The following is a 24,887-nucleotide window of genomic DNA, read 5'->3' on the forward strand; positions in this document are numbered from 1 at the left end:
CGACAGCACGGCGCCCCTTTTTTATCTGTCCGTATGGACGCCTCATACTGGCAAGCCTTGGCCGAGTGCCCGCAGGCCACTTCCTCGCCGCATCGCCCCAAAGAAAAGAGCGCGCACCTGCCTATGCAGATGCGCGCCCTGAATGTATCGGATAAACGGTTCGGCTGAGCCGACGAATGTCGCCTTTACTTCTACTCGACCGCGTCAATCAGATCGACAAGGCCTTCGGCAATCGCCGTCTCTGCGCAACCTGGCTTCAGGCGCGAGGAAACAACTTCGAACGTGTACTGCCCATAAGCCGCGTCATTCGGAATGTACCCCGATTTGGCTGTGCCATTTGTCAGGGTCGTCATCATCGTATGCTTGTAGGGGGACAGTTGCTTGAAGCGCTGGGCAATGGTTGTAAAGACCTCACCATTCACGCCGCCAATCACAGTATCGCCGATCTTTAGCAGGCTCAGCTGGATGTCGACAGGATCTGCATCTTCATACTGGCCAGCATAGCCTGCGCGGCCCTTGTCGAGCCGCACGCGGCCCGGGCAGGACACCGTCTTGCGCATACCGCGAATGGTCGCGTCAGAAACGGGCCGCTCAAGCGAGCGGCGCATCACGTGAAGCACTTCTTCGCCGAGCATCTGGCCCATCGAAAGATTCATCTGCTTCTGCTGCTCCATCAGTTTCGCAACTTCCGGGTTGCCGCGATCCATACCCTGACCACCCGGCGGCATGCCATTGCTGATGTCCTCACCGCGTGCGGCATAGTCATCAATGCGGATCGCCCGCAGATCATAGGTTTGTTGGAAATAGATGGGGTTCTGGTCACCGGCTGCGCCGTTCGAATAGACAGCCACCACATCCTTGCCCAGCGAGTCCTCAATATAGGCTGACGCGGCACCGGGCAGGTCCCCGCTGATGAGGTCCAGGTTGCCCGTCAGAACGGCATGAACGCCATAATTGTAGTAGACCGCGATCGGCGCACCCTTCGGCGTTTCAAACCTGACAACAGCCACCGTTTTGTCGGTCGGCCCGTCATAATTGGGGCCTTCCCACCAGCGATGCGTCTCCGGATCAATGATGTTGCGGTTCACATTGATGTAGGAAACGCCCGTTCCATAGGCCATCTGGGCTGGCTGCATCGCGGCGGCAGCATCCTTAACGGACTGGTAGATCAGCTCGACATAGGCATCACCCTTTCTGCCAAAAGGCACGCTGTGCGTGTGGGTGGCCGTCAGCATCATCTGGTCCACGGGTATGCTAAGCTCTTTCGCGGTACGTTCGCTGACGGCTTTCCAGATGTCGGTGGAAATTCCACCCGTATCGACCGTGATGAATGCTGCACGGTTACCGTCGCTCTCAACAACTATGGCGCGGGCATAAATCGGATCGAGCACGCCTAGAAAATTCTCGGGCAGTGGCGACGGCGTGATGTCGACCTTGGCGGCCCCCACCTGCAGTGGTCCGGCATGGGCCGCCATCGGCGCAGCAAGGCAAAGTGCGCCCGCGATTGCAGGTGCCCGCCAGGTAGCAAGACTCACACTGCATCGCGCCAGCAGCTTTTGCGCTGGCTCAAATAGATTTCGATTCATGAATTGTATGACCATTGGCAATCTCCCTTACAGCCGCCTTAATTATTGCAACCGTTTGTATTTTCATAGGCCGAGACCTGCTGCCACACAAGCCCTGCTGAGATACACGCAAGGCCGAAGGACTCTCTGAGAGCCAGCTACGCAAGCCTATTTCACCGTCGGCTCAGCCAGTTGTGTATTTCAGCAACGCTCTCTCAAAAATATTTTTTCGGCCCTCTTGCACTCTTGGATTATCCGTGAACTAGGAGTATGCAATCGTTTGGACTATCAGAAGAATACTAGACCCTTAGGGATGGACAAAATGCTGCGTACACGTAACACAACCGCATTGTCATTGGTGATCGCGATCTCCATGGCAAGCAGCTCTGCCTATGCTCAGGCAAGCACTTCCGAGCCGGAGGACAAGGACTACGAACTCGACACAGTCGTCGTCACGGCCTCTAAAACCGGCGCCCAGGAACTGCAGAGCGTACCGCTTGCCGTTCAGGCATTCAGTGGCGAAGACCTCAAGGTCCGCAATATCAATACGATCGACGATCTCATCTCAACCGTTCCGGGCGCCTATGAAGGCCAGCGCCAGTCAGTCGCATCGCGCTCCTACAATCTGCGCGGCGCCGGTGGCAGCAACGCGAACGGCGATTCCCCGATCGGCTATTATCTCGACGATGTCCCATTCATCGTAACGAACTTCGGCATCGCGCCACCTGTCCGCTTCCTCGACATGGAACGTGTCGAAGTCCTGCGCGGTCCGCAAGGCACGCTTTACGGGCAAGGCTCGTCCGGCGGTGTGTTCATCTTCCACACGAAAGATCCGAACCTCAGCGACATGGAATGGAGCGCTGAACTCGAAGCCTCGCAAACCAAGGACGCCGTGGGCGACAATTTCGGCGCAGCGGCGGCGGTCTCCGTTCCAATCATCAAAGACAAGCTGGCAATTCGCATCAGCGGCGGCACATCCGATAACCCGGGCTGGGCCGACGAATATTTCGGCCCCTATGACGGCACGCCGGATGCAACCGGCGTAAACGGCTCCAAGAATGACGATGTCCGCGTTGTGGCGCTGGCCAAGCCGACTGACAACATCACGCTGCGCGCCCAGTACTGGCACTTCCAGCCACGCCAGGACTTCCTCGGCAACATGGCATCGGTCGAACCGGCCTATTATGCCAACACGGCAGGCCAGCCCAGCTATGGCAACGGCGACTTCAAACTGCTGAGCTTCACGGCCGATATTGATTTTGAGAACTTCTCGATCACAAGCGCGACAAGCGACCTGACAGGCAATTTCGGGATCTATATCCCGATCGCGCCGCAGGGCTTCTTCTCCAGCCAGTTCTATCCTGAAATGTTCGCGCAGGAGGTTCGCGCCAACTCGACCGGCGCTGGCCCACTGCACTGGCTGATCGGCGCGTCCTACCAGGACGGCGAAGGCCCTCAGGCAAACACGCTTGAGCGCCCAGGCCTGATGATCAATGCCGACAATAACACGATCACGAAGAACCACGCCATTTTCGGCGAGGTCAGCTATGATCTGTTTGATGGCAAGCTCGTCCCACTTGTCGGTCTTCGTCAGTATCACGACAAACGCACGTTTGAAGATGCAACAAGCTCGCTGGAGACCGAGAAGGACGTGACCACGTGGCGCGTAAACCTCTCCTACCTACCGACGGACGACCTGACCATGTTCGTGACCGCGTCGACGGGTTTCCGTGCTGGTATCGTGCAGTCGCAGGTACAGGTGGAATCACTCCAGCTGGCCGGCGTGCCTGCACAGGTCGGCCTGGAGCCGGAAACGTCGCAGAACTACGAGTTTGGCCTGAAATGGCGTACGCCTGATCGGAACCTTACATTTGGGCTGAACCTCTATCAGACCGAATATACCGATCTGCAAACCAGCACGCCGGGCGCCATCGACGGCGTCAACGGCTTCTCAAACTTCGGCGACGGTACGTCGAAAGGTATCGACCTTGAAGTTCACTGGGATACGCCGATTGAAGGCCTAAGCCTGAATGCTGTCGGTAACTTCAATGATTCGAAGTTTGATCGCGTTGATGCTGCCGTGCAGGCCGCGCTTCCACTGTTCAAGCCGGGCTCACGACTGGTCAACACGATTGAGTCCAACTACCGGATTGATGCCGCCTACACGCGGGACATCACGGCGAACATCGAAGGCTTCGGTAATATCGGCTACAGCCGCAATGGCGACCGTCTCCAGTCGAACGGCGCGATCGCTGATCCGTACAGCCTGGCGAACATGACACTCGGCATGCGCACTGAAACCTATGAGCTTTCACTGTTCGGTACCAACTTGACCGATGAACGCGGTCCGACTTTTGTCGGCAACGATGGTGTTCCGGCCGGCGCTGGTCCCAACCCGCGCACAGTTGGCGTCCGCCTGCGCCTGTTCTCCCAATAGTCCTCCCAGACTCTCTCCCGGCCCTCGTAAGGGGCCGGGAGCCCTCTATTGGGCAATCGCAATCGATAACCCCATCAGCATCACCCGCCCCTCCAGGCGGCATCTGTAAATACAGTCCGCGCCGGATCGAGACACGCAGTCTCTCCAGCATGCGGCATCCCTGACAGACTTATATTATGGTGAGCGCTCTGGCGGCCTCCAGGCGCACCTTGAGCTGATCTTTAGGTGACATGTGAGGGTCGGTTCCCCGCCGCCGCTGAGGGCGCACACAGTGCTGCTGAGCGCGATGCATATTGGTGACAAACAAAAATCCCCGCCTTCCCGGAGCGAAACGCTAGGAAGGCGGGGATTTTTTGTCAGTAATATCAAGAAAATGGCGCGAGTGACGGGACTTGAACCCGCGACCTCCGGCGTGACAGGCCGGCACTCTAACCGACTGAGCTACACCCGCGTATTTTCTTCAGCCGCAAGGCGGCGAAGCGCCTCTCTAATCAAGCGGGGATGGACGGTCAAGCGCGTAACGTCAGGCTATTTTCGATTATCTGCTATTCTCTGGTCATTCATCGGTCACATTATACAATTATCGGATTGGTTCGCAGCAAACAGGACGGCCACATGAAACGGATATTGCTTATTATCGCAGGGATTGTCGGCCTGCTTGCGGTGGCGGCACTGGTGATTCCCTTCCTCGTGCCCAAGGATGTTTATCGCAATCAGATCGAAAAAGCCGCGACGAACGCCCTGCAACGCGAGGTGACCCTGACAGGCGACGTCAAAATCTCGGTCTTCCCCCGAATCGCCGCCAGCATCGGCGGCGTCACGGTGGCCAACCCTGAAGGCTTTGATCGTCCGAACATGATCGAGGCCGGCGAACTACGTGGATCGGTCAAATGGCTGCCCCTCCTCTCGCGGCGCGTCGATGTGCAGGAGATTGCCTTCGTCGATGCCAATGTCGACTTGCACCGTCTGGCAGACGGCAAAGCCAATTGGGAGTTCGCCACGTCTTCCGAGCCCAAGGAGACAAATGAAAGCTCCGGTGGCGGCTTCGATGCGGGCATTGCCTCCGCCCGGCTTGAAAATGCCAGCCTCACCTATCGCGACGATGCGGCCGGCAGCACCTATGAACTGAAGGAGCTGGACCTGCAGGCCTCCATGCAGGCGATGAACCAGCCCGTGGACATCAAGGCATCCGGCCTTTTCCAGGGCGAAAAATTCGACGTCACCCTCGATCTCGATTCCCCTGAGGCCCTGACGAGCAACTCACCCGCATCCGCCAAGCTCAGCCTGAAGTCAGGCCTTGTGAATGCCGACTATGATGGCAGCATCACGATGGGCGACGCGTCGGCCCTTGCCGGCACGCTGAGCCTCTCGGCCCCCAGCATTGCCGATCTAACCAAGTTTGCCGACGTGGAGATGCCATACAATGTCGCCCCACTCGGTGGCGCAGACGTGAAGGCGACGCTTTCAGGCTCGCTTGAGGCGCCTCAGATCACGTTCGAAACCCTCACCATCAAAGGCAAGCTGATCGACGCTGGCTATACCGGCACGGTCTCCCTCGGTGAGGCAATCACGGTAGACGGGCAGCTATCCGCTGTCCTCCCGCAGGCTGGTGATCTCGCCGCCGAGATGGGGATTGAGATTCCAGCGAGCGATGCGCTTGAGCGCGTAGAGCTTAAGGGCGCCATCAAAGGCCCGGTCGATGCGCTGAACCTCGCAAATCTCGACGTGAAGCACACCGGCGCTCTCCTCAATGCAAGCTATATGGGGGCCGTCGGCCTTGGGGGCGACGGCACAGTCAATGGTCAGGTCAATGCCTCCAGCAACGAACTGCGCGCCCTGCTCAAGGCGGCTGACGTGGAGATGGCGCCCGGCGAGACGCTCAAAACCTTCAAGGTCGACAGCGCCATCAAGGGCAGCTTCAAGAAGCTGAACCTGACCGGCCTGACGCTTACGCTCGACGATATTACGGGCAAGGGCACGGCAGGGGTCGACCTCACCGGCGAACGGCCGAAAATCACCGGCGACCTCGACATGGGCCCGCTCGATCTCTCGCCTTTCCTTGGCGAAGGCGACCCGGCCGAAAAGCCCGCCACAGCCAATTCCGGCTGGAGCAAGGAGCCGCTGGATCTCGCAGGCCTCAAGGCCGTCGACGCAGACATCAAGATAAAGACCAGCGCCCTCACGATCGGCAAGGTCAAGCTGACCGATGCTGCCCTCTCGACCACGCTGAACAATGGCAAGCTCGCCACCGACCTTTCCCAGTTCAAGGCCTTCGGTGGCAACTGGAACGGCAAGTTGAACGTCAACGCACAGGGCGCCATGCCTGCCATGGACTTCACGATGAATGGCAGCGGCGTCGGCATTTCGAGCCTGCTCGGCACGCTCGCCGGCTTTGACAAGCTGACCGGCACCGGCGGCTTCCAGCTCTCGGGCGCGGCGACCGGCAACTCGCTCTATGACATCGTCAATGCGCTGGACGGCAAGGTCACCACGAACCTGACGGACGGCGCCCTGAAGGGTCTGAATGTCGCCCAACTGGTGCGAAGCGCCCAGTCACTGCAAAGCGCTCTGACAACCGGCAGCCTCGCCAATCTCGACTTCTCGTCGGCTCTCTCGCCATCCGCCGAGACAGACTTCACGAGCTTCGACACGGTGCTCACCATCACGGATGGTGTCGCCAATGTGGACTTGATGAAACTGATCAACCCGGTTCTCGGCATTGACGGGTCCGGCAAGATCAACATTGGCGGCCAGTCGCTGGACATGCGCCTCGCCACCAGTGTTGACAAGAAGGGCCAGGGTGATGGCAGCGTCATCCAGCTGAACGGCATTCCGGTGCCTGTGCGCATTTCAGGTGCGTGGACGAATCTCAAGGTCTCGCCGGATACATCGGGCATCCAGTCTGCCCTCAAGGCGGAACTCGGCAACAAGCTGAAGGACGAACTGACCGGCAAGCTGGGCGGCGATGCAGGCGCAATCCTCGGCACGGTTCTCGGCGGCAATCAGGCACAGCCCACACCCGCCACCGACGGCGCAGCCACGGAAACCGTGGAGCCTGAGACCAAGGCACCCACAATCGAGGACGCGGCCGAGAAAGCCGCCATCGACGCTCTGGGTGGCCTGTTCAACAAGAAGAAAAAGAAGGAAGAGCCTGCGCCGGCGCCGGAGAGCGAATAGCCTCTGGCCTACGGGCTTAGTAGGGCTGGGTCAGCACGTAATCGATCTGTTGGTCACGGGCGACGAAGGACAACTTCACCCAGCGGCCCTGATCATCATACCAGAGATCGACATCGATGGCGGAGTCCATGAGGTAATGGTGCGCGTCAACCGGCTTTCCGGCTACGGTGACCGTGTCCATGCCCTTGTCGATGACTTTGACCTTCAGCAGTTCGCCGTCCTCGGTCGAGAGAAGCTCTTTCGCCTGGGTCTGCGCAAAGTTCCAGTGGCTCGATGGCAGGATGCCAAGCGGCGCCTCGCCCGTATATTCGGTGCCGTTTACCTCAAGCTCATCGCCCGCCCGCACGGCGCTGACCGAGCCATCCTTGCCATTGTCATCCACGGCGCCTTTCAGGGCGACGAGCGTGCCGTCTTTCCATGTTTCAGTGGCATCCAGTTCGTAGTGAAACACCGTGATCGGGCCGAGCCCGGCCTTCAGACGCACATCAGTTGTGGCCTTCAATGTGCCGTCTGGGGCAACGGTAAAGGAAACCGTATGGGTGCCGAACGGCTTGCCCTTCCGCAGAACATCAAAGGCAATGCGGTCTCCGTCCTGTGGCTGCCAGGGGTTTTCCGTGACCAGTCCGGGACCAGACGCAGGTATATTGTCGGCCCATGCAGGCCCAGGCAGCAGGGAAAGCGCGACCGTTGTGAAGGCGTGTCTGATCATCGGAACAGGTTCCAGAGAGGGTGGCTGGTTTCGGCAATAAAGCAGATGCACGTCTCGTCACCGACTGCAGCGGGCTTGTGGCGTTTTCCGGGTTCACCGAGAACGAGGTCCCCCCTTTTGTAGACGCCATGCCCATCGCTGAACCGGCCCTGGAGGACGACCGTCGCTTCAAGAGACCCATGGCCATGGGCCGGAGCAGACTGGCCGGGTTTCAGCTTGATGAACTTGGCGCCCGTCGTGCCGGTGGTTGCATAGGAAATGCCGGAAATGCCGCGTTTCCATTCCAGGGACGACTCGGCCATTGCCAGCAGATCCCGGGCGCTTTGCGCCATTTTGCGGGCCTTGCGGCGCCATGGCTTGGCTTTTTGGGTATTGGTCGGCTCGGATGGCGGGCGCTGTTCGAGCATCGCGCCGCCAATAACGGACCAAAGCCAGGCCGTTTCGGCCCCTTTCGGGTTCAGCAACATGTGCATGTCGCCCGCCAGTTCAAGCGCGCCGTCATGATTTCCGGCTGCATGATCCAGCATGAAGGCGGCGTAGGATTCGGTCATCAGCGAGGGCGGCCTTTTAGGGTAAATGAATGGTTTCAAGTCTTGTACGGCGCGGACGGGCATATGGATCACTTGCGCAAGCATGGCTGCAGCAGTTGTGCATTGGGCCGCCGCACCCTAGCTTGATCGGGCACCGCCACCTCAAACCAACCGGACCTTCCCGCATGACCACACATCGCTCAGTCATTGACCTGATCGGAAATACGCCGCTGCTGCGCCTAAACAAGGTTTCAGATGAAACCGGGTGTGAAATCCTTGGAAAGTGCGAGTTTCTCAACCCCGGCCAGTCGGTCAAGGATCGACCCGCGCTGGGCATTGTCCGCGACGCTGAAGCGGCCGGCCAGCTGAAGCCCGGCGGCACGATTGTCGAAGGCACAGCTGGCAATACGGGCATCGGGCTGGCGCTGGTCGGCGCGGCGCTTGGCTACCGCGTCGTGATCGTCATGCCCCGCACCCAGAGCCAGGAGAAGAAGGACGCCATTCGCCTGCTCGGCGCCGAGCTGATTGAAGTGGACGCCGTGCCCTATGCCAATCCGAACAATTACATCAAGTTTTCCGGCCGCCTCGCCGAAGACCTCGCCAAGTCGGAGCCAAACGGCGCCATCTGGGCCAACCAGTTCGACAATGTGTCGAACCGCAAGGCGCATTACGACACGACAGGTCAGGAGATCTGGAAGCAGACCGACGGCAAGCTCGACGCCTTCATCTGCGCCGTCGGTTCCGGTGGCACGCTGGGCGGTGTCTCGCTGGCGCTGAAGGAGAAGCGCAAGTCGGTGCAGATCGGCCTTGCCGATCCGGGCGGCGCAGCGATGTACGAATACTTCACCAATGGCGAGTTGAAGTCCGAAGGCACCTCGATCACGGAAGGCATCGGCCAGGGGCGCATCACGGCCAATCTCGAAGGCATTGAGGTCGACCGCGCCTATCGGTGCAGCGACGCCGAAGCGCTCCACATACTTTTCGACCTCGTGCAGACAGAGGGGCTTTGCCTCGGCGGCTCAGCGGGTATCAATGTGGCAGGCGCCGTAAAAATGGCGCGCGACCTGGGACCGGGTCATACGGTCGTGACGATGCTGTGCGACTATGGCAACAGGTATCAATCGAAACTTTATAATCCGGAATTCCTTCGGTCGAAGGACCTGCCGGTGCCACCGTGGATGGAGACGAAATAGATGGAGTCAGGCGATCCCCTCGTCAGCGCCGAATGGCTGCTTGAAAACTTTGATGCACCGGATGTGCGTGTGCTCGATGCGACCTATTTTGCCGACTTCACCAATCCGCCCGAGACGGGACGACAAGTTTGGGCGCGCGGCCATATTCCGGGCGCCACCTTTTTCGATATCGACCATGTTGCCGATGACACGTCGCCCTATCCGCACATGCTGCCCGATGCCGTGAAGTTCTCTTCGCGCATCCGTAAGCTGGGCGTCGGCGATGGTAACCGCATCGTCGTCTACGACCAGAACCGGTTCTTCGCCTCAGCGCGTGTCTGGTGGATGCTGCGCGTGATGGGCCATACCGATGTCCATGTGCTGGATGGCGGGCTGGCCGCATGGGTGGAAGCCGGCGGAGAGCTGGAAGACATGCCACCCATGGTCAGCGAACGCCATTTCACGCCGCGCGTTCGCAGCGATCTCGTGATGGATGCCGCAGGCCTCGAAAAGGCCGTTGGCTCGGCGCGTCTGGCAATCATCGACTCACGGCCGGACGGGCGGTTTTTCGGCCGCGTGCCGGAGCCCCGCGAAGGGCTGAAATCGGGTCATATACCCGGCAGCATGAACCTGCCTGGCAGCGCCCTGATCACCGAAGACGGCCACATGAAATCAGCCAAGCAGCTGGCAGGCCTGTTTAAGGACCCGATGGCACCGACCGTCACAACGTGCGGTTCGGGCGTTACCGCCGCCGTCACGGCGCTGGCCCTGGCTCGCCTCGGCAACTGGGATGTCGCTGTGTATGACGGATCGTGGACCGAATGGGCCTCCGACCCGTCCCGCCCGATTGCGACCGAAGCCTGATGAAGCATCTCGAAACGCGACTGATCCACACGCGGCGCGACCGGCTGGGGCGTGTCACGGTAAACCCTCCCGTGGAGCGCGCCTCGACGGTGCTGTTCGATACGGAAGACGCGCTCTACGGCCCGAAGCCCACCTATGGCCGCATGGGCCTGACGGTGCACCGCGAGCTGGAAGCGGCCATGTGCGAGCTGGAAGGCGCGACCTATACGCGCCTCGCGGCCAACGGCCTGCAGGCGTGCACGCTGGCGATCGCAAGCTGTGTGCGCGCCGGGGACCATCTGCTCTTCCCGGACTCTTCCTATGGCCCTACGGCCCGCTTCTGCGAACGCCGCCTGCCCGCCATGGGCGTCAAGACAGACCGTTATGATCCACGCATCGGCGCCGGGATTGCCGACTTGATCCAGGAAAACACGAAAGCGATTTTCCTCGAATCGCCGGGCTCGCTGACCTTCGAAGTCAGCGACACGCCAGCCATTGTTGAAGTGGCGAAGGCACGCGGCATTCGCACGATCATGGACAATACATGGGGCGCCGGCCTGCATCACCAGCCGCTGGCGCTGGGCGTGGACCTCTCGGCACAGGCCCTCACGAAATACCCGGCGGGCCATTCCGATGCCTTTGGCGGCGCGGTCATGACCCGCGATAATGCCATGGCCGGACGGCTCGAAGCCCTCGCCGAAGACTGGGGCATCAGCCTCGCGCCGGACGACGCCTATCTGTGCGTGCGGGGCCTGCGTACCCTGAAGACCCGCCTGAAAGCGCACGAAGCGGCCGGGCTCGCCATATCCGAATGGCTCGAATCGCGCCCCGAAGTCGCCGAGGTGCTGAACCCGGCTTTGCCGTCGCATCCGGACCACGCAATCTGGCAGCGCGACTTCAGCGGATCCAACGGATTGTTCGGAATCGTCCTCAATCCGGTGCCTGAAGGCGGTCTCGAACGCTTTTTTGAGGCAATGCACCTGTTTTCCATGGGATTCTCATGGGGAGGCTTTGAGAGCCTGATCATTCCGTGCGACCACCAGCTGACACGCATGCAGGGGAGCTGGACCGAGACCCGATCCGGCCCATTGCTGCGCATTCATATTGGACTGGAGGCCGTTGACGATCTCGTTGCGGACCTTACAGCGGGCCTTAAGGCCATGACGGGGAGCTGAACGCACTATGGGGGCACAAAAAATCGGACTGATCCTCGGACCAGTATTGGCCGGGATCATGCTTCTATTCGGTCCGCCTGACGGCCTGACGACAGCCGCCTGGTATACGGGCGCGCTGATGGTGTTGATGGCGACATGGTGGGCGACCGAGGCCATCCCGATTCCAGCCACATCGCTGCTGCCGCTCGTTATCCTGCCGCTGATTGGCGCGGGCACACCGAGACAGGTGGGCGCGGACTATGCGAGCTACATCGTCCTGCTTCTGCTGGGCGGGTTCATCATTGCCATGGGCATCGAGCGCTGGGACCTGCACAAGCGTATCGCGCTGAACGTTATCTCGCAGGTCGGGGCGGCGCCCAAGGCGCTGATCTTCGGGTTCATGCTGGCAACGGCGCTGCTGTCGATGTGGATATCGAACTCTGCGACGACCCTGATGATGATGCCAATTGCGCTCTCGGCGGCTCAGACGCTCGGCGACAAGAGCGGGCGGTTCGCCACAGCCCTGTTGCTGGGTATTTGCTATGCGGCCTCCATTGGCGGCGTGGCGACGCCTATCGGGACGCCGACAAACCTGATCGCGATCAACTGGTTGCAGGCAGAGATGGGCGGCAATATCGGCTTCCCGCAATGGATGGCCTTTGGTGTACCGGCGGCGGCCCTGATGGTGCCCGCAGCGTGGTGGATCCTCACCCGGTCCCTGCCCCGGTTCGAAGGCGGAGAGGATGTGCGCGACCGCGTGCGCAAGGATATACGCGGGCTCGGGCGGATGACGCAGCCGGAAACGCGGGCCGCGATTGTATTCGGTTTTGTCGCGCTGCTCTGGGTGTCGCGGCTCTGGCTTGTCGACCTGCTGGATGCGATGGGCTGGGGCACACTGGCTGCCTTTGGCGGCGCTGAAGTGGACATGATGATCGCCATGGCCGGCGCCGTGATCATGTTCCTCGTGCCCGCTGGTGGCGGCGAGAAGCGGATGTTGCTGAACTGGGAAGAAGCCGAACGCCTGCCTTGGGGCGTGCTGGTTCTGTTCGGTGGCGGCATCGCGCTGGGCAACGCGATCTCGCGCACGGGCCTGTCGGAATGGCTGGGGAACCAGCTGTCCATCATGGAATCCTTCCCGCCGATCCTGTTCATCGCTGTTGTCGTGGCGTTGGTCCTGTTCCTGACCGAGCTGACCAGCAATGTCGCGACGATGACGACACTGGCGCCCATTCTCGGGGCACTCGCGGTCGCCGTGGGCATGGCGCCTGCCAGCCTGCTGGGTCCGGCCGCCGTGGCCGCTTCCTGTGCGTTCATGCTACCGGTCGCGACAGCGCCGAACGCCATCGTCTACTCAACGGGGCAGATACAGATCCAGGACATGGTGAAGCGCGGATTGCGTGTGAACCTGATGGGAATCCTGATCATCACCCTGATCGGCTATTTCATCGCGCCATTGGTGCTTTAAGGCCGGGCTTCGCGTGCAGCCCCCCCACTTGCAAGGGTGAGGGACGTGGGGGGACTCCGCTGCAGGCCAGGGGTGAGGTTTGGAGGTACCAGCAGCGGGAACACGAAAGAATGTGACACCTTCCGGGGTAGGATCCGGTCGGCATCACATGACTAGAACGGTCAGATGGGGATTACCCGTCGCTGTACGAGACGCATTTACTGTAACTTTTTTGTCATTAAAAAGATGTCATGTCCTGCAGCTTCCACTACAGGACACATCACCTCATGACTTGTTCGGCTCGTCGCTGACCTGAACAACGAGCTTGCCGAGGTTCTTGCCCTCGAACAGGCGTGACAGGCTGGAAGGCGCGTTCTCGAGACCGCGGACAACATCCGTCTCGAACTTGAGCTTCCCCTCCATCAGCCACTGGGCCATCTGCTGGATGCCCTCGGCAAAGCGCGGGTAATAGTCGATCACGATGAAACCCTTCACCAGCGTGCGGCGCATCAGCAGGTTGGCGAAATTATAGGGGCCGGGCACCGGGTCCGTGGCGTTATACGTGGAGATCAGGCCGCACAGCGGCATACGGGAGAAGTCGTTGAGGCGGGCGATGACCGCGTCCATGATTTCGCCGCCGACATTCTCGAAGTTGATGTCGATACCATCGGGGCAATGCTTGTCCAGCATCGCGCCGACGTCTTCCTTCTTGTAATTGATCGCCGCATCAAAGCCGGCGGTTTCGACCAGCCATTTGCACTTGTCGTCAGAACCAGCGATGCCGACGACGCGGCAGCCTTGAATTTTGGCGATCTGGCCGACCATGGAGCCGACAGCGCCTGCAGCGGCAGAGACGACAACCGTTTCGCCTTCCTTCGGCTTGCCGATATCCATCAAGCCGAAATAGGCCGTCATGCCGGTTGCGCCGATGGGGCCCATGTAAGCCGTGAGCGGCACGCCGGGCAGCTGGGGCATCTTGGCAAGGCCCGCGCCGGGCAGCGTGTTATAGAGCGACCAGTGGGCGAGGCCGGTATTGACGATATCGCCCGGCTCCAGCCCGTCGAAACGGCTCTCCGTGACGAGGCCGAGACCGCCGCCGCGCATCGGGTCGCCAAGGCCAACCGGCGGCAGGTAGGCATCCATGTCGCTCATCCAGATGCGGTTCGTGGGGTCGAGCGACAGATAGATCGTGCGGGCGCGAACTTCGCCCTCATTCAGGGGCGCAAGCGGCGCCTCGACCAGTTCGAGATCGCTCTCTTTCACTTCGCCGACAGGCCGCGCGCGCAGTATCCAGGTCTTGTTCATCTCGGTCATTATTATTCCTCCCGTTTCTGGACCGGGAGGCTAGACCGAAACCGCCTCAGCGCAAGACATCCCGCCGGGACATCCACCATGCGTAAAGGGCGAGCAGGAACGCGATAAGGAGGATGATGCCGCTCATGATGTTGGCCCCTTCCATGCGCGGGGCATTCTTGTCGAGAAAGCCGAAACTCATGCTGATGCTCGAAGTGACGAAAGATGCGGCGAAGAAAGGAAACGCCACCTTGCGGCGCACCAGCAGCGCGAGACTGCCAAAGAGGCCGCCGAAGACACCCACCGCCCAGGCTGCCCACATCCAGGTCGGCATATTGAGCCAATAGTCGAGCATTTCCTGCGGATAAGGCTTCAGATAGGCCGCATTGCGTGTCGCCGTCATGATATAGTCCACACAGCCGAAGCCGTTCCAAAAAACGCTGAGCCCGCCGACCAACCAGAGATGCCAAGGCGTTTTTACGCTTGCAGGTTCTTTGTATTCCGACATTGCGCGTCCCTCCCGATTTGCAATTCAGGCGAGGACATTACCACGAATTAGGTTGAACTGGAACGCCAGCACCGGAAACCGGATCGCGGGGGGGGATCGCGTCCGGTTTCCTTTATATGTCGGGCGGGCAGGAAGGAGACCGCGTCGTTTGGCTGGTGCGACAGGAAGTGGGGTCGCGATTCCCCGTCCTGCCCGAAAGATGGCGCCGCGCATGCTGGCTCCATCCCTTCGCCTCCATTCAGGCGACGGGCACATAATACACCCGCCGGGCCGGTGTAGGATAAGCAGCGGGTGACGGGCCCGCCTCAAGGCGTTAAACCTTCGGCCTGCAAAGGATTCCCTGCTCATGGCCACTGCCCCCGTTACCAAGGATAGCCACCTCTATCTCGTGGACGCGAGCGCCTATATTTTCCGCGCCTTCCATGCCCTGCCCCCGCTGACACGCGCCTCTGACGGCCTGCCCATCGGCGCCGTGTCCGGCTTTTGCAACATGCTTTTCAAGCTGCTGGAAGAGTTGAAAGGCCCGGACCGGCCGACACACTTCGCGTGCATCTTCGATGCCTCGTCCCACACCTTCCGCAATGACATGTATGACCAGTACAAGGCGAACCGGTCTGAACCACCGGAAGAGTTGCGCCCGCAATTCCCGCTGGTGCGGCGCGCCTCTATTGCCTTTGCGGCACATGCGCTGGAACTGGAAGGCTATGAGGCCGACGACCTGATCGCGACCTATGCCCGCCAGGCCGAGGCCAAGGGCGCGCGCGTCACCATCGTGTCATCGGACAAGGACCTGATGCAGCTTGTATCCGAGCGCGTCGTGATGCTCGACACGATGAAGAACAAGACACTGGGCATCGCGGAAGTGTTCGAGAAGTTCGGCGTGGGCCCGGAACGGGTCGTCGACGTGCAGTCATTGGCCGGCGACAGCGTGGACAATGTGCCGGGCGCGCCGGGCATTGGCATCAAGACGGCGGCCCAGCTGATCAATGAATATGGCGATGTCGAAACGCTGCTGGAACGCGCGGGTGAGATCAAACAGCCGAAGCGCCGCGAGAGCCTGATCGAGAATGCCGAACAGGTGCGCCTGTCGAAACAGCTGGTGCTGCTGAAGGATGATGTGCCGGTGGAGCTGCCGCTGGAAGAGCTGGCAGTGGCAGACCCGGACCCTGAAGTGCTGATCGCCTTCCTCGAAGAGATGGAGTTCCGCACCATCACGCGGCGCGTGCGCGAGTCCATGGAAATGGAAGGCGCTATCGAGGCCGCCCCGCCGGCCGAGGAACCGATTGACCGGACCCAATACGAGACCGTGCGCGACTTCGAGCGGCTGGAGGAATGGGTCGCCCGCGCCATGGCGCAAGGCTATGTCGCCGTGGACACCGAGACCGACAGCCTCGATTCCGTGGCGGCAAACCTTGTCGGGGTGTCGCTGGCGCTGGCGCCGGGCGAAGCCTGCTACATTCCGCTCGCGCATGTAGACCCGAACGCTGCTGGCGATGGCGACATGTTCGGCGCTGATCCGCCACGGCAGATCCGCATGAAGGACGCAATGCGGGCCCTGAAGCCGATGCTGGAGGACCCGTCTGTCCTGAAGATTGGCCAGAACATCAAGTATGATGACAGCGTGTTCGCCACGCAGGGCATTCGCGTCGCGCCGATCGACGATACGATGCTGCTGTCCTATGTGCTGAATGCCGGCAAGCACAGCCATGGCATGGACACGCTGTCAGAGCGCTATCTCGGCCACGTGCCGATTGCCTTCAAGGAAGTCGCTGGAACCGGCAAGCAGCAGGTGAGCTTTGACCGCGTAGCCCTCGACAAGGCGACGGAATATGCCGCCGAGGACGCCGACGTGACCCTGCGCCTGTGGCAGACGTTCAAGCCCAAGCTGCACACGGAGCAGGTGACCACTGTTTACGAGACTCTGGAGCGCCCCCTTGTGCCTGTGCTGGCGCAGATGGAGCGTGAAGGCATCAAGGTCGACCGCGACCAGCTCTCGCGCCTCTCGGCGGACTTCTCTCAGCGCATGGCGGCACTGGAAGCCGAAGCCGAGGAGCAGGCTGGCCGCGCCTTCAATATCGGCAGCCCGAAACAGCTGGGCGAAATCCTGTTCGACGAGATGGGCCTGCCCGGCGGCAAGAAGACCAAGACCGGCGCCTGGGTGACCGATGCTGACGTGCTGGAAGGCCTCGCGGCGGAGGGCCATGCCCTGCCCCGCACGATTGTCGACTGGCGCACGCTGTCGAAACTGCGCTCGACCTATACCGAGGCGCTGCAGGCCGCGATCAACAAGAAGACGGGCCGCGTACACACGAGCTATGCCATGGCCGTGGCGCAGACGGGGCGGCTGTCATCCTCCGACCCTAACCTGCAGAACATCCCCGTGCGGACGGAAGAGGGCCGCAAGATCCGGCAGGCCTTCATTGCCGATGAAGGCAATGTTCTGGTGAGCGCCGACTATAGCCAGATCGAGCTGCGCATCCTCGCGCACATGGCCGACATTCCGGCGCTGAAGGAGGCCTTCCTGAATGGCCTCGACATTCACGCCATGACGGCCAGCGAGATGTTCGGCGTACCGATTGAAGGAATGGACCCGATGGTGCGCCGTCAGGCCAAGGCCATCAATTTCGGGATCATCTACGGCATCTCGGGCTTCGGCCTCGCGCGCCAGCTGGGCATCCCGCAGGGCGAGGCGGCCGAGTATATCAAGACCTATTTCAAGCGCTTCCCCGGCATTCGCGCCTATATGGACGAGACCAAGGATTTTGCCAAAGGGACCGGCTATGTGAAGACGGCTTTCGGGCGGAAGATCCATCTCGAAGCCATCAAGTCCAAGGGGCCAGCCAAGGCCTTTGCCGAGCGTCAGGCGATCAACGCGCCGATCCAGGGCTCAGCGGCGGACGTGATCAAGCGCGCGATGATCCGCATGCCGGACGCGCTGGCCAAAGCGGGCCTCACGGCGCGCATGCTGCTGCAGGTGCATGATGAACTCGTGTTCGAATGCCCCGAAAACGAGGCCGAGACGCTCATCAAGGTGGCGCAGGACACGATGCAGGGCGCGGCCCTGCCGGCCCTGAACCTGTCCGTGCCGCTGGTGGTCGATGCCCGTGCCGCGAAGAACTGGGCTGAAGCGCACTAGCGCCTCGGCTTAGTCGCGGTCGGGCGCGCCGAGCGGGAAGTAGTGGCGGTAGGGCCGTGCTTCCTCGACAGCGCGCGCGAAGGACGGGCGTGCGAGGAGCCGCGTGCGGTAGGCGCGAACTGTGGGGAACTGATCTGCGATCTCGTGCACCCAGTCGGCGTAGAAAAGCGATGGCGCGGCTGCGCAGTCGGCCATGCTGAACATCTCGCCTGCGGCCCATGTGCGGCCTGACAACCGGTCTTCGAGCCATGCATAGGCCGTGTCGAGCGCTGTCGCGGCGGCCGTCAGGGCTGCTGCCGTGGAGGCTGGATCGCCATTGATGGCCTCGAACACGGGCTTCTGCATCTCGGTCATGACGTAGTTATCGAAGAAGCGGTCCATGAAGCGGACTTCGAGGGCAGCGGTGCGATCCTCGGGGATCATGCGCGCCGGGCCGGGGTGATGAATGTCCAGATACTCGATGATGATGCTGGATTCCGCGACCATTCCCGGACCGTTCTTGAGGACAGGAAAGCGACCGAAAGGCCACAAGGCGGCCCGTTCCTCGCCCGCTCCGGGGTCTTCGAGGTGACGATAGGTGAACGGCGTCTCATTCTCCCACAGCGCGATGAGAACCTTCTGGCAGTAGGACGAGAATGGGTGGGAGTAGAGCGTGAGAGACATGGCACATCCTATCTGCTTGCCACTTGCAACCATCTGGATCCAACTTGAAAGTGCAAGCAGAAAGTGGTCGTCCGGTCGGGCGGGGCTGCCGCCGGGCGGTTGACCCGATGGACCCGCATCGTCACCTATTGTTGATAAATGGCCGGGCGCGCTGTATTGCGGCGGGGTCTGTCCCTGCACATGACCTTTGAGAGGTAAATCGTGGCAATCCTGTATCGTTCCCGCACATCCACCCATGGCCGCAACATGGCCGGCGCACGCGGCCTGTGGCGCGCAACCGGCATGAAGGACGGCGATTTCGGCAAGCCGATCATTGCGGTGGTGAACTCGTTCACCCAGTTCGTGCCGGGCCATGTGCACCTGAAGGACCTTGGCCAGCTGGTGGCAGGCGAGATCGAGGCTGCGGGCGGCGTCGCCAAGGAATTCAACACGATTGCCGTGGATGACGGCATCGCGATGGGCCATGACGGCATGCTCTATTCGCTGCCGAGCCGCGAAGTGATCGCCGACAGCGTGGAATACATGGTCAACGCGCATTGCGCCGATGCCATGGTCTGCATCTCCAATTGCGACAAGATCACCCCCGGCATGATGATGGCCGCCCTGCGGCTCGACATTCCGGTCGTGTTCGTATCCGGCGGGCCGATGGAGGCCGGCAAGGTCAATATCGACGGCGAGCTGAAAGCGGTCGACCTGATCGATGCGATGATCGAAGCGGCAAACCCCGAGCGCACCGATGCCGAAGTGCTGGCCTATGAAGAGGCCGCCTGCCCGACGTGCGGCTCATGCTCCGGCATGTTCACGGCGAACTCGATGAACTGCCTTGCCGAGGCCCTCGGCCTTGCCCTGCCGGGCAATGGCTCGACGCTGGCGACGCACTCTGACCGCGAGCAGCTGTTCCGCCGCGCCGGGCGCCGCATCGTCGAGCTGTCGAAGATCTATTACGAGGAGGGCGACAAGTCCGTCTCCGCGCGCGGCATTGCCAGCAAGGCGGCGTTCGAGAATGCGATGACGCTGGACATTTCCATGGGCGGATCGACCAACACGATCCTGCACCTGCTGGCCATTGCCAGCGAGGGCGAGGTGGACTTCACGCTGGCCGATATCGACCGGCTGAGCCGCGACACGCCTTGCCTCTGCAAGGTCGCCCCGGCCGTCGCGAACGTGCACATGGAAGACGTGCACCGGGCGGGCGGCATTTTCGGCATCCTCGGCGAACTTGACCGCGCCGGGAAGCTCGACACGAGCGTGCGCACCATCCACTCCGCCACAATGGCCGAGGCAATCACCAAGTGGGACGTGGCACTGACCAATGACCCGGACGTTCAGGAACTGTTCCTCGCCGCGCCGGGCGGTGTGCGCACGACGCAGGCGTTCAGCCAGTCGCGCCGCTACAAGGAACTCGACACAGACCGCGAAAAGGGCGTCATTCGTGCAGCGTCCCACGCGTTCTCGCAGGATGGTGGCTTGGCCGTGCTTTTCGGCAATATCGCGGAACAGGGCTGTGTGGTGAAGACCGCCGGCGTTGACGACTCGATCCTCAAATTCTCCGGCCCCGCCATTGTGTGCGAAAGCCAGGAAGAGGCCTGCGACCGCATCCTGAACAAGGGCGTGGCTGCTGGCGACGTGGTGATCATTCGCTATGAAGGCCCGCGCGGCGGGCCCGGCATGCAGGAAATGCTCTACCCGACCTCCTACCTCAAATCGATGAAGCTGGGCAAAGCCTGCGCCCTGATCACCGACGGTCGCTTCTCCGGCGGTACGTCGGGCCTCTCCATCGGCCATGTCAGCCCGGAAGCGGCCGAAGGCGGCCTGATCGGCCTCGTGGAGGAAGGCGATATCATCGAGATCGACATCCCGAACCGCACGATCCATGCGAAGATCGACGACGCCGAAATCGCGCGCCGCCGCGCCGACATGGACGCCCGCGGCGACAAGGCCTGGAAACCGGTGAAGGACCGCCCCCGCAAAGTGAGCCGTGCACTGAAAGTGTACGCTGCGCATGTGGGGAATGCGTCGCAAGGGGCTGTGCGACTGGATCCGTAGTCGACCAAGAGAGCGTATTAGTCGAATGCGAAATGCACCCTAGGCGATCAATAGCGCTGAATCTCGGCCCATTGGCTTATGGCATGAATCTATCAGATGACAGACTGGATGCCCTATCGGACTGGCTCAGTCAGAATATGCAAGTTCGTGCTCTAAAAATAGTTATGGAATGAATTTGTGCGCGAGTGATTGACTTTGCTCAATAGCCCGCCAAACATCATCAACCAAAGATAGCGGGAGGAAGCGTCTTGGGGTGGTGGGAGTTTATTGGGCAGTTCAACGAGAGTCAGACCGCTATCGTCACAACTACGATGATTATAGCAGGAGGGGCTGGAGGTGTGGTGTTGGGTTCGTTGCTCTTCGGGGGACGAGTGAGAGATCTACAAACCGCACTTAAAAGTTCGATAGAAGCTATTGAAATTCACGCCCGTGAGACAAAAGATAAATTGAACGAAATGAACGAACAGATGGCGTCAACAATGGCGGCGCTCGGCCAACTCCGAGGTGCAGTGTCTGATATTCAAAGCGACGCAGAGGTAGCGGAAGAACAGAATGCTCAACCAGCTGAGCAAGACAATGCAATTCGGCGGACGCAGCTCAAAGAAAACTGGTATGCAATTCGAAACGAACTGTGGCGTCGAGCCAACGATCCATCAATTCATGGCAAAACACGAACAAGATACGCTCGATACGGCAATAATGAATTAGGCGATCTCTTGGATGCCATGGCTCAAGATGGCCATCTCGACGCCAGATCTCGTCAGCTTTTTTTGGGAGCGCTAGAACTTTGGACTTGGCATCGCAATGGTCGACCGCATCTCACGGAACAGAACGTCCAGAGTATGAGAGAATTCAAAATTCAACTGGTCCACGACTAAGAAAGCGTAGGGTGCATTAAGCGAAGCGCAATGCACAATCGGTGACTTGGAGCGGCGCATCGCGGCCTTTGGCCTTAATGCACTGAACCAACTCAGCTACAGCCTTCAACCAGCTGGATCGCCGGGCCACCGCCTGTGATCTGTTCGATGGTTTCGTCCGTGCCAGTGCTGAAACGGATGCCGCGCGCGTCCTGATCGTCGACCCAGTCGGCGCTTGTGTTGCCGGACTGCCAGACCGTCAGGTAAGCGGCCGGGGCTTCCAGGTATTTGGACGGCGACTTCACGACCTTGTCGCCATAGGCCGTCATCACCGCCTCAGCTGTGTCACCGACCTTCAGGCCTTCAGCCGTTTCGATTGTCGCGCCCTTGGTGAGGTAGACGCTCGCAAGCTTGTCTTCCTGGAGCAGGACATAGAGGCCTTCCGGGGCATTGGACGGGTGGAAGATTTCACAGGCGAAAGGCTCGCTGGCGGCATTCTCATTGGCCGGGCCGCCCACGGCCTCAACGACGGCTTCGCGTGTCATGCCAATTGTCAGCGGACCGTAGCCGTTGGCCGTCAGGACAGGCTCGGCTGAGGCGGGCGTTTCCTGAGCGGGCGCGGCCTCTGTCGGGGTTGCTGATGGCGTTTCGACTGGCGCCGGTGTTGGTTCAGCGGGCTCAGTCGTTCGCCCTGCATCTGGCGAACAGGCCGCGAGCAGAAGGGCGGATACGGAGGCTGTCAGGGTGAGCCGAAAAGTCATCATTGTCTCCTTAGTTGCGCAATGAACCGATGAGTTGGCAGAGGGTTGCATCCTGTTTGCCGCCACAGTCGCCCCAATGATTCCTTAAATCGCCGTAATGTGAGCGTTTGCTTGCCCTAGTCTGCTGTTTTCATTGGGACAGCACCGAAGGAGGGCTTTTGTCATGTCGCGAACCGTGGTTGAACACCATAATGCAAAACGGCCAGACCCCGTTACGGGGTACACTCTGGTTGAGAAGGATCGAGCGATGACAACTTTGGCACTGGTGGATGACGACGAGAACATCGTTGCGTCGCTGAAAATGTTCTTTGAGGCTGAGGGCTATAATGTCCGCACCTATCATGATGGCGAATCCGCCCTGCCCGCGCTCACCGAGACGCCGCCAGACATTGCCATTCTCGACGTGAAGATGCCCAAGATGGACGGCATGGAATTGCTGCGCCGCCTGCGCCAGACCAGCGAGCTGCCGGTGATCTTCCTGACGTCGAAGGACGAAGAGATCGACGAAGTGATCGGCTTCAATATCGGCGCGGATGATTTCGTGCGGAAGCCCTGTTCCAATCGCCTGCTGGCCGAGCGTGTGAAAGCCGTGTTGCGGCGTGCACGCGGCGGCGTGGCCGGTCCTGAAGAGGGCGACCACAAGCCGATCGTTCGCGGCAAGCTGACACTCGATCCGAACCGTCATGCCTGTACCTGGGACGGCCACCCTGTGCGCCTGACCGTGACCGAGTTCCTGATCCTGCAGGCCCTCGCCTCGCGCCCCGGTTACGTGAAGAGCCGCGACCAGCTGATGGACGCCGCCTATGACGATCAGATCTATGTCGACGACCGGACCATCGACAGCCACATCAAGCGGCTGCGCAAGAAGTTCCGCGAAGTGACCGACGAGTTCGACGCGATCGAAACGCTCTATGGCGTCGGTTACCGCTATACCGAATAGGCGCAAAGCGCGCGGACGGGGCGTTGCCGAGATCTATATCGGCGGCGCCGCGGACGGACAGTCGCAGCTTGTTGTCAGCTATGTGAAGGCCCGCCAGCGGGCGCTGCTTGAGGGCGGTGCGGGCGTTGGAAGGTCTGCGACATGGTTTGCCCATTATGATCTGGACGGGGTGCTGGAGCATTGCCGCGTGGCGCTGTCGCAGGGCGATGAGCTGGTGCTCGTCGGCCATAGCTGGGGCAGCGATGCGGCCCTGCGGGTGAGCCATAAGCTGCATGGGGATGTGGCGCTGCTGGCGGGCGTTGACCCGGTGATGCGGCCGGGCGGCATGTTTTCCAATGTGACGCGGCGGCCGGACAATGCTGGCGTTCTGGTGCATGTGGATGCACGGCCGCGCGCGTTTGACCGATCCGATATTGTGAAGGCGACGGGCGTGGTGCTCGGCGGCGGACTGGCGCGGGCGTGGCGCGAGGCGGACGTGACGATCTCGACTGAACTCAACCACTGGGCCTTTGCGCACATGATGGCCGCGCCGGGCAGCGATGGCGTTTCCCTGCAGGCACGGATCAATGAAGCCGGGTGGCGCGCGGTTTCTAACCGAGCAGGCTGAAGCGCCAGGACCAGTTCGGCAGGGCCACGGTCAGCGCGAGAAAGCCGAGGCCGATCAGCACGCATAGCGGCGAGTAGAAGCGCCGGTTGAGCGTCAGGAAGGGTTGTTCCGGCAAGGCCCGCTCAAAGGCCGGCATGACGCCAATGATGCCCCGAAAGAGGAAGACTGCCGACAGGACCATACCGCCGGCCAGCAGCAGCCATGGCGAGACGGGCAGGATAACCAACCTGCCCAGGAGCGCGGCCCACACAGCCGCCCCCAGGATGCAAACAGCCACGAATAGCGACGCCGTCATGGAAGGCATTTGCGTGATGCCGCGACGGCCCACGACGGCGCGCGCAAGGGCCTGCCGGTTTGCATAGGGAAAACTCGCCCCAAAGGCCCATGCGACGTGCGCGAAGCCAATCACGGCGAGCACTACGGTAAGGACCAGGGAGAGTGTTTCTGCGATCATGAGCCTGCGGGAACCTTGTTACGGGCCTACATTAACATGCCCGGCGGGCTTGCCGCCATCGCCTTCATTCAATAGCCAGTGATCATCGCCCCCTCAAAACAGGATATTCCCATGACAGACCTTGAAAACACATTGCTTCTCGAAACCTCGAAAGGCCCGGTAAAAATCGAGCTGCGCCCTGATCTTGCGCCGGGACACGTTGCACGCATCAAGGAACTCGCCCGTGAGGGGTTTTATGACGGCATCGTGTTCCACCGCGTGATCGCGGGATTCATGGCGCAGGTCGGCTGCCCCAAAGGCAATGGCACGGGCGGATCCAGCAAGCCGGACATCAAGGCCGAGTTCAATGCAGAGCCTCACGTTCGCGGCACCTGCTCGATGGCGCGTACCGCTGCGCCGAACTCCGCCAACAGCCAGTTCTTCATCTGCTTCGACGATGCGAGCTTCCTGAACCGCCAATACACGGTCTGGGGCAAGGTCACCGAAGGCATGGATGTGATCGATCAGCTTGCGAAAGGTGAGCCGCCGCGTAATCCTGACAAGATTGTAACAATGCGCGTTGCGGCCGACGCCTGATTTTAGCCGCAGCCC

20 protein-coding genes and 1 tRNA gene are annotated in these 24,887 nt (G+C 60.9%); 12 read left to right on the forward strand and 9 right to left on the reverse strand.

Translation table 11 applies throughout. The features are described 5' to 3' along the window. Positions 1–191: 191 nt before the first annotated feature. Entirely contained in the window at positions 192–1,535 is a 1,344-nt protein-coding gene (locus V7651_RS14270; RefSeq protein WP_335613539.1) for a neutral/alkaline non-lysosomal ceramidase N-terminal domain-containing protein, read from the reverse strand. A 352-nt stretch (positions 1,536–1,887) separates the two neighbouring features. Here V7651_RS14270 and V7651_RS14275 point away from each other — a divergent pair, with 352 nt between their 5' ends. Next, positions 1,888–4,002 (forward strand): TonB-dependent receptor, encoded by a 2,115-nt coding sequence (locus tag V7651_RS14275; RefSeq protein ID WP_035541317.1) that lies wholly within the window; start codon positions 1,888–1,890, stop codon positions 4,000–4,002. A gap of 374 nt (positions 4,003–4,376) precedes the next feature. On the opposite strand, the gene V7651_RS14280 is transcribed toward V7651_RS14275, so the two are convergent. After that, positions 4,377–4,453: transfer RNA gene (locus V7651_RS14280), tRNA-Asp, on the reverse strand. A gap of 164 nt (positions 4,454–4,617) precedes the next feature. Here V7651_RS14280 and V7651_RS14285 point away from each other — a divergent pair. Next, on the forward strand, positions 4,618–7,179 hold the full coding sequence (locus V7651_RS14285; RefSeq protein ID WP_335613540.1) for an AsmA family protein: 2,562 nt from the start codon (positions 4,618–4,620) through the stop codon (positions 7,177–7,179). A 16-nt stretch (positions 7,180–7,195) separates the two neighbouring features. On the opposite strand, the gene V7651_RS14290 is transcribed toward V7651_RS14285, so the two are convergent. Further along, complete coding sequence (locus V7651_RS14290; protein WP_335613541.1) at positions 7,196–7,888, reverse strand: DUF6134 family protein; 693 nt, start codon at positions 7,886–7,888, stop codon at positions 7,196–7,198. Then, complete coding sequence (locus V7651_RS14295) at positions 7,885–8,439, reverse strand: cupin domain-containing protein (protein WP_335613542.1); 555 nt, start codon at positions 8,437–8,439, stop codon at positions 7,885–7,887. The genes V7651_RS14290 and V7651_RS14295 overlap by 4 nt, the downstream gene beginning before the upstream one ends. A 164-nt stretch (positions 8,440–8,603) precedes the next feature. Between V7651_RS14295 and V7651_RS14300 the strand changes: the two genes are divergently transcribed. Genes V7651_RS14300 through V7651_RS14315 form a run of 4 tightly spaced genes read left to right on the forward strand, consistent with a single transcriptional unit; the run spans position 8,604 to position 13,052 of the window. Further along, positions 8,604–9,611 carry a cysteine synthase A gene (locus V7651_RS14300; RefSeq protein WP_335613543.1) on the forward strand — a complete coding sequence of 336 codons (1,008 nt, stop codon included), beginning with the start codon at positions 8,604–8,606 and terminating at the stop codon, positions 9,609–9,611. Next, a complete protein-coding gene (locus tag V7651_RS14305; RefSeq protein ID WP_035538739.1) occupies positions 9,612–10,454 on the forward strand; it encodes a sulfurtransferase in 843 nt (280 codons plus the stop codon). It abuts the gene before it with no gap. Beyond that, a complete protein-coding gene (gene metC, locus V7651_RS14310) occupies positions 10,412–11,608 on the forward strand; it encodes a cystathionine beta-lyase (protein ID WP_335613544.1) in 1,197 nt (398 codons plus the stop codon). Before V7651_RS14305 ends, metC begins: the two co-directional genes overlap by 43 nt. A 7-nt stretch (positions 11,609–11,615) precedes the next feature. Next, complete coding sequence (locus V7651_RS14315) at positions 11,616–13,052, forward strand: SLC13 family permease (RefSeq protein WP_035538736.1); 1,437 nt, start codon at positions 11,616–11,618, stop codon at positions 13,050–13,052. Between the two features lie 264 nt (positions 13,053–13,316). Here V7651_RS14315 and V7651_RS14320 read toward each other — a convergent pair whose 3' ends face one another. Continuing rightward, entirely contained in the window at positions 13,317–14,336 is a 1,020-nt protein-coding gene (locus tag V7651_RS14320) for an NADP-dependent oxidoreductase (RefSeq protein ID WP_418887252.1), read from the reverse strand. Between the two features lie 55 nt (positions 14,337–14,391). Continuing rightward, complete coding sequence (locus V7651_RS14325; protein WP_335613546.1) at positions 14,392–14,832, reverse strand: hypothetical protein; 441 nt, start codon at positions 14,830–14,832, stop codon at positions 14,392–14,394. A gap of 346 nt (positions 14,833–15,178) precedes the next feature. On the opposite strand from V7651_RS14325, the gene polA reads away from it, so the two are divergent. Then, complete coding sequence (polA, locus tag V7651_RS14330) at positions 15,179–17,968, forward strand: DNA polymerase I (RefSeq protein WP_335613547.1); 2,790 nt, start codon at positions 15,179–15,181, stop codon at positions 17,966–17,968. A 9-nt stretch (positions 17,969–17,977) separates the two neighbouring features. Here polA and V7651_RS14335 read toward each other — a convergent pair whose 3' ends face one another. Beyond that, on the reverse strand, positions 17,978–18,631 hold the full coding sequence (locus V7651_RS14335; protein WP_335613548.1) for a glutathione S-transferase family protein: 654 nt from the start codon (positions 18,629–18,631) through the stop codon (positions 17,978–17,980). Positions 18,632–18,838: 207 nt separating this feature from the next. Between V7651_RS14335 and ilvD the strand changes: the two genes are divergently transcribed. Beyond that, positions 18,839–20,677 carry a dihydroxy-acid dehydratase gene (ilvD, locus tag V7651_RS14340; protein WP_418887253.1) on the forward strand — a complete coding sequence of 613 codons (1,839 nt, stop codon included), beginning with the start codon at positions 18,839–18,841 and terminating at the stop codon, positions 20,675–20,677. Positions 20,678–20,925: 248 nt separating this feature from the next. Further along, positions 20,926–21,555, forward strand: a complete 630-nt coding sequence (locus V7651_RS14345; protein WP_335613550.1) for a hypothetical protein — start codon at positions 20,926–20,928, stop codon at positions 21,553–21,555. A 92-nt stretch (positions 21,556–21,647) separates the two neighbouring features. Here V7651_RS14345 and V7651_RS14350 read toward each other — a convergent pair whose 3' ends face one another. Next, on the reverse strand, positions 21,648–22,298 hold the full coding sequence (locus V7651_RS14350; RefSeq protein ID WP_335613551.1) for a hypothetical protein: 651 nt from the start codon (positions 22,296–22,298) through the stop codon (positions 21,648–21,650). A gap of 244 nt (positions 22,299–22,542) precedes the next feature. Here V7651_RS14350 and V7651_RS14355 point away from each other — a divergent pair, with 244 nt between their 5' ends. Both V7651_RS14355 and V7651_RS14360 read left to right on the forward strand, forming a co-directional pair. After that, positions 22,543–23,235, forward strand: a complete 693-nt coding sequence (locus V7651_RS14355; RefSeq protein ID WP_034738323.1) for a response regulator transcription factor — start codon at positions 22,543–22,545, stop codon at positions 23,233–23,235. Further along, positions 23,207–23,842, forward strand: coding sequence for a hypothetical protein (locus V7651_RS14360; protein ID WP_335613552.1), 636 nt, complete (start codon positions 23,207–23,209; stop codon positions 23,840–23,842). The genes V7651_RS14355 and V7651_RS14360 overlap by 29 nt, the downstream gene beginning before the upstream one ends. Here the strand turns inward: V7651_RS14360 and V7651_RS14365 are convergent. Continuing rightward, positions 23,826–24,296 carry a DUF3995 domain-containing protein gene (locus V7651_RS14365; protein WP_335613553.1) on the reverse strand — a complete coding sequence of 157 codons (471 nt, stop codon included), beginning with the start codon at positions 24,294–24,296 and terminating at the stop codon, positions 23,826–23,828. The two genes, V7651_RS14360 and V7651_RS14365, sit on opposite strands and share 17 nt — an antisense overlap. A gap of 111 nt (positions 24,297–24,407) precedes the next feature. Here V7651_RS14365 and V7651_RS14370 point away from each other — a divergent pair, with 111 nt between their 5' ends. Beyond that, positions 24,408–24,872 (forward strand): peptidylprolyl isomerase, encoded by a 465-nt coding sequence (locus tag V7651_RS14370; protein ID WP_335613554.1) that lies wholly within the window; start codon positions 24,408–24,410, stop codon positions 24,870–24,872. The last annotated feature ends 15 nt before the right edge of the window (positions 24,873–24,887 follow it).

The sequence above is a fragment of the Hyphomonas oceanitis genome, assembly GCF_036964545.1.
Lineage (GTDB): Bacteria > Pseudomonadota > Alphaproteobacteria > Caulobacterales > Hyphomonadaceae > Hyphomonas > Hyphomonas oceanitis.

What these genes read in the sequence shown, in the direction of transcription:
- V7651_RS14315 (WP_035538736.1), top strand. Translation starts at nt 11,616, where the DNA reads ATGGGGGCACAAAAAATCGGACTGATCCTCGGACCAGTATTGGCCGGG.
- metC (WP_335613544.1), top strand. Translation starts at nt 10,412, where the DNA reads ATGGGCCTCCGACCCGTCCCGCCCGATTGCGACCGAAGCCTGATGAAG.
- V7651_RS14290 (WP_335613541.1), bottom strand. Translation starts at nt 7,888, where the DNA reads ATGATCAGACACGCCTTCACAACGGTCGCGCTTTCCCTGCTGCCTGGG.
- V7651_RS14360 (WP_335613552.1), top strand. Translation starts at nt 23,207, where the DNA reads ATGGCGTCGGTTACCGCTATACCGAATAGGCGCAAAGCGCGCGGACGG.
- V7651_RS14305 (WP_035538739.1), top strand. Translation starts at nt 9,612, where the DNA reads ATGGAGTCAGGCGATCCCCTCGTCAGCGCCGAATGGCTGCTTGAAAAC.
- V7651_RS14350 (WP_335613551.1), bottom strand. Translation starts at nt 22,298, where the DNA reads ATGATGACTTTTCGGCTCACCCTGACAGCCTCCGTATCCGCCCTTCTG.
- V7651_RS14365 (WP_335613553.1), bottom strand. Translation starts at nt 24,296, where the DNA reads ATGATCGCAGAAACACTCTCCCTGGTCCTTACCGTAGTGCTCGCCGTG.
- V7651_RS14370 (WP_335613554.1), top strand. Translation starts at nt 24,408, where the DNA reads ATGACAGACCTTGAAAACACATTGCTTCTCGAAACCTCGAAAGGCCCG.
- V7651_RS14325 (WP_335613546.1), bottom strand. Translation starts at nt 14,832, where the DNA reads ATGTCGGAATACAAAGAACCTGCAAGCGTAAAAACGCCTTGGCATCTC.
- V7651_RS14300 (WP_335613543.1), top strand. Translation starts at nt 8,604, where the DNA reads ATGACCACACATCGCTCAGTCATTGACCTGATCGGAAATACGCCGCTG.
- V7651_RS14275 (WP_035541317.1), top strand. Translation starts at nt 1,888, where the DNA reads ATGCTGCGTACACGTAACACAACCGCATTGTCATTGGTGATCGCGATC.
- V7651_RS14320 (WP_418887252.1), bottom strand. Translation starts at nt 14,336, where the DNA reads ATGAACAAGACCTGGATACTGCGCGCGCGGCCTGTCGGCGAAGTGAAA.
- V7651_RS14285 (WP_335613540.1), top strand. Translation starts at nt 4,618, where the DNA reads ATGAAACGGATATTGCTTATTATCGCAGGGATTGTCGGCCTGCTTGCG.
- V7651_RS14355 (WP_034738323.1), top strand. Translation starts at nt 22,543, where the DNA reads ATGACAACTTTGGCACTGGTGGATGACGACGAGAACATCGTTGCGTCG.
- V7651_RS14295 (WP_335613542.1), bottom strand. Translation starts at nt 8,439, where the DNA reads ATGACCGAATCCTACGCCGCCTTCATGCTGGATCATGCAGCCGGAAAT.
- V7651_RS14335 (WP_335613548.1), bottom strand. Translation starts at nt 18,631, where the DNA reads ATGTCTCTCACGCTCTACTCCCACCCATTCTCGTCCTACTGCCAGAAG.
- polA (WP_335613547.1), top strand. Translation starts at nt 15,179, where the DNA reads ATGGCCACTGCCCCCGTTACCAAGGATAGCCACCTCTATCTCGTGGAC.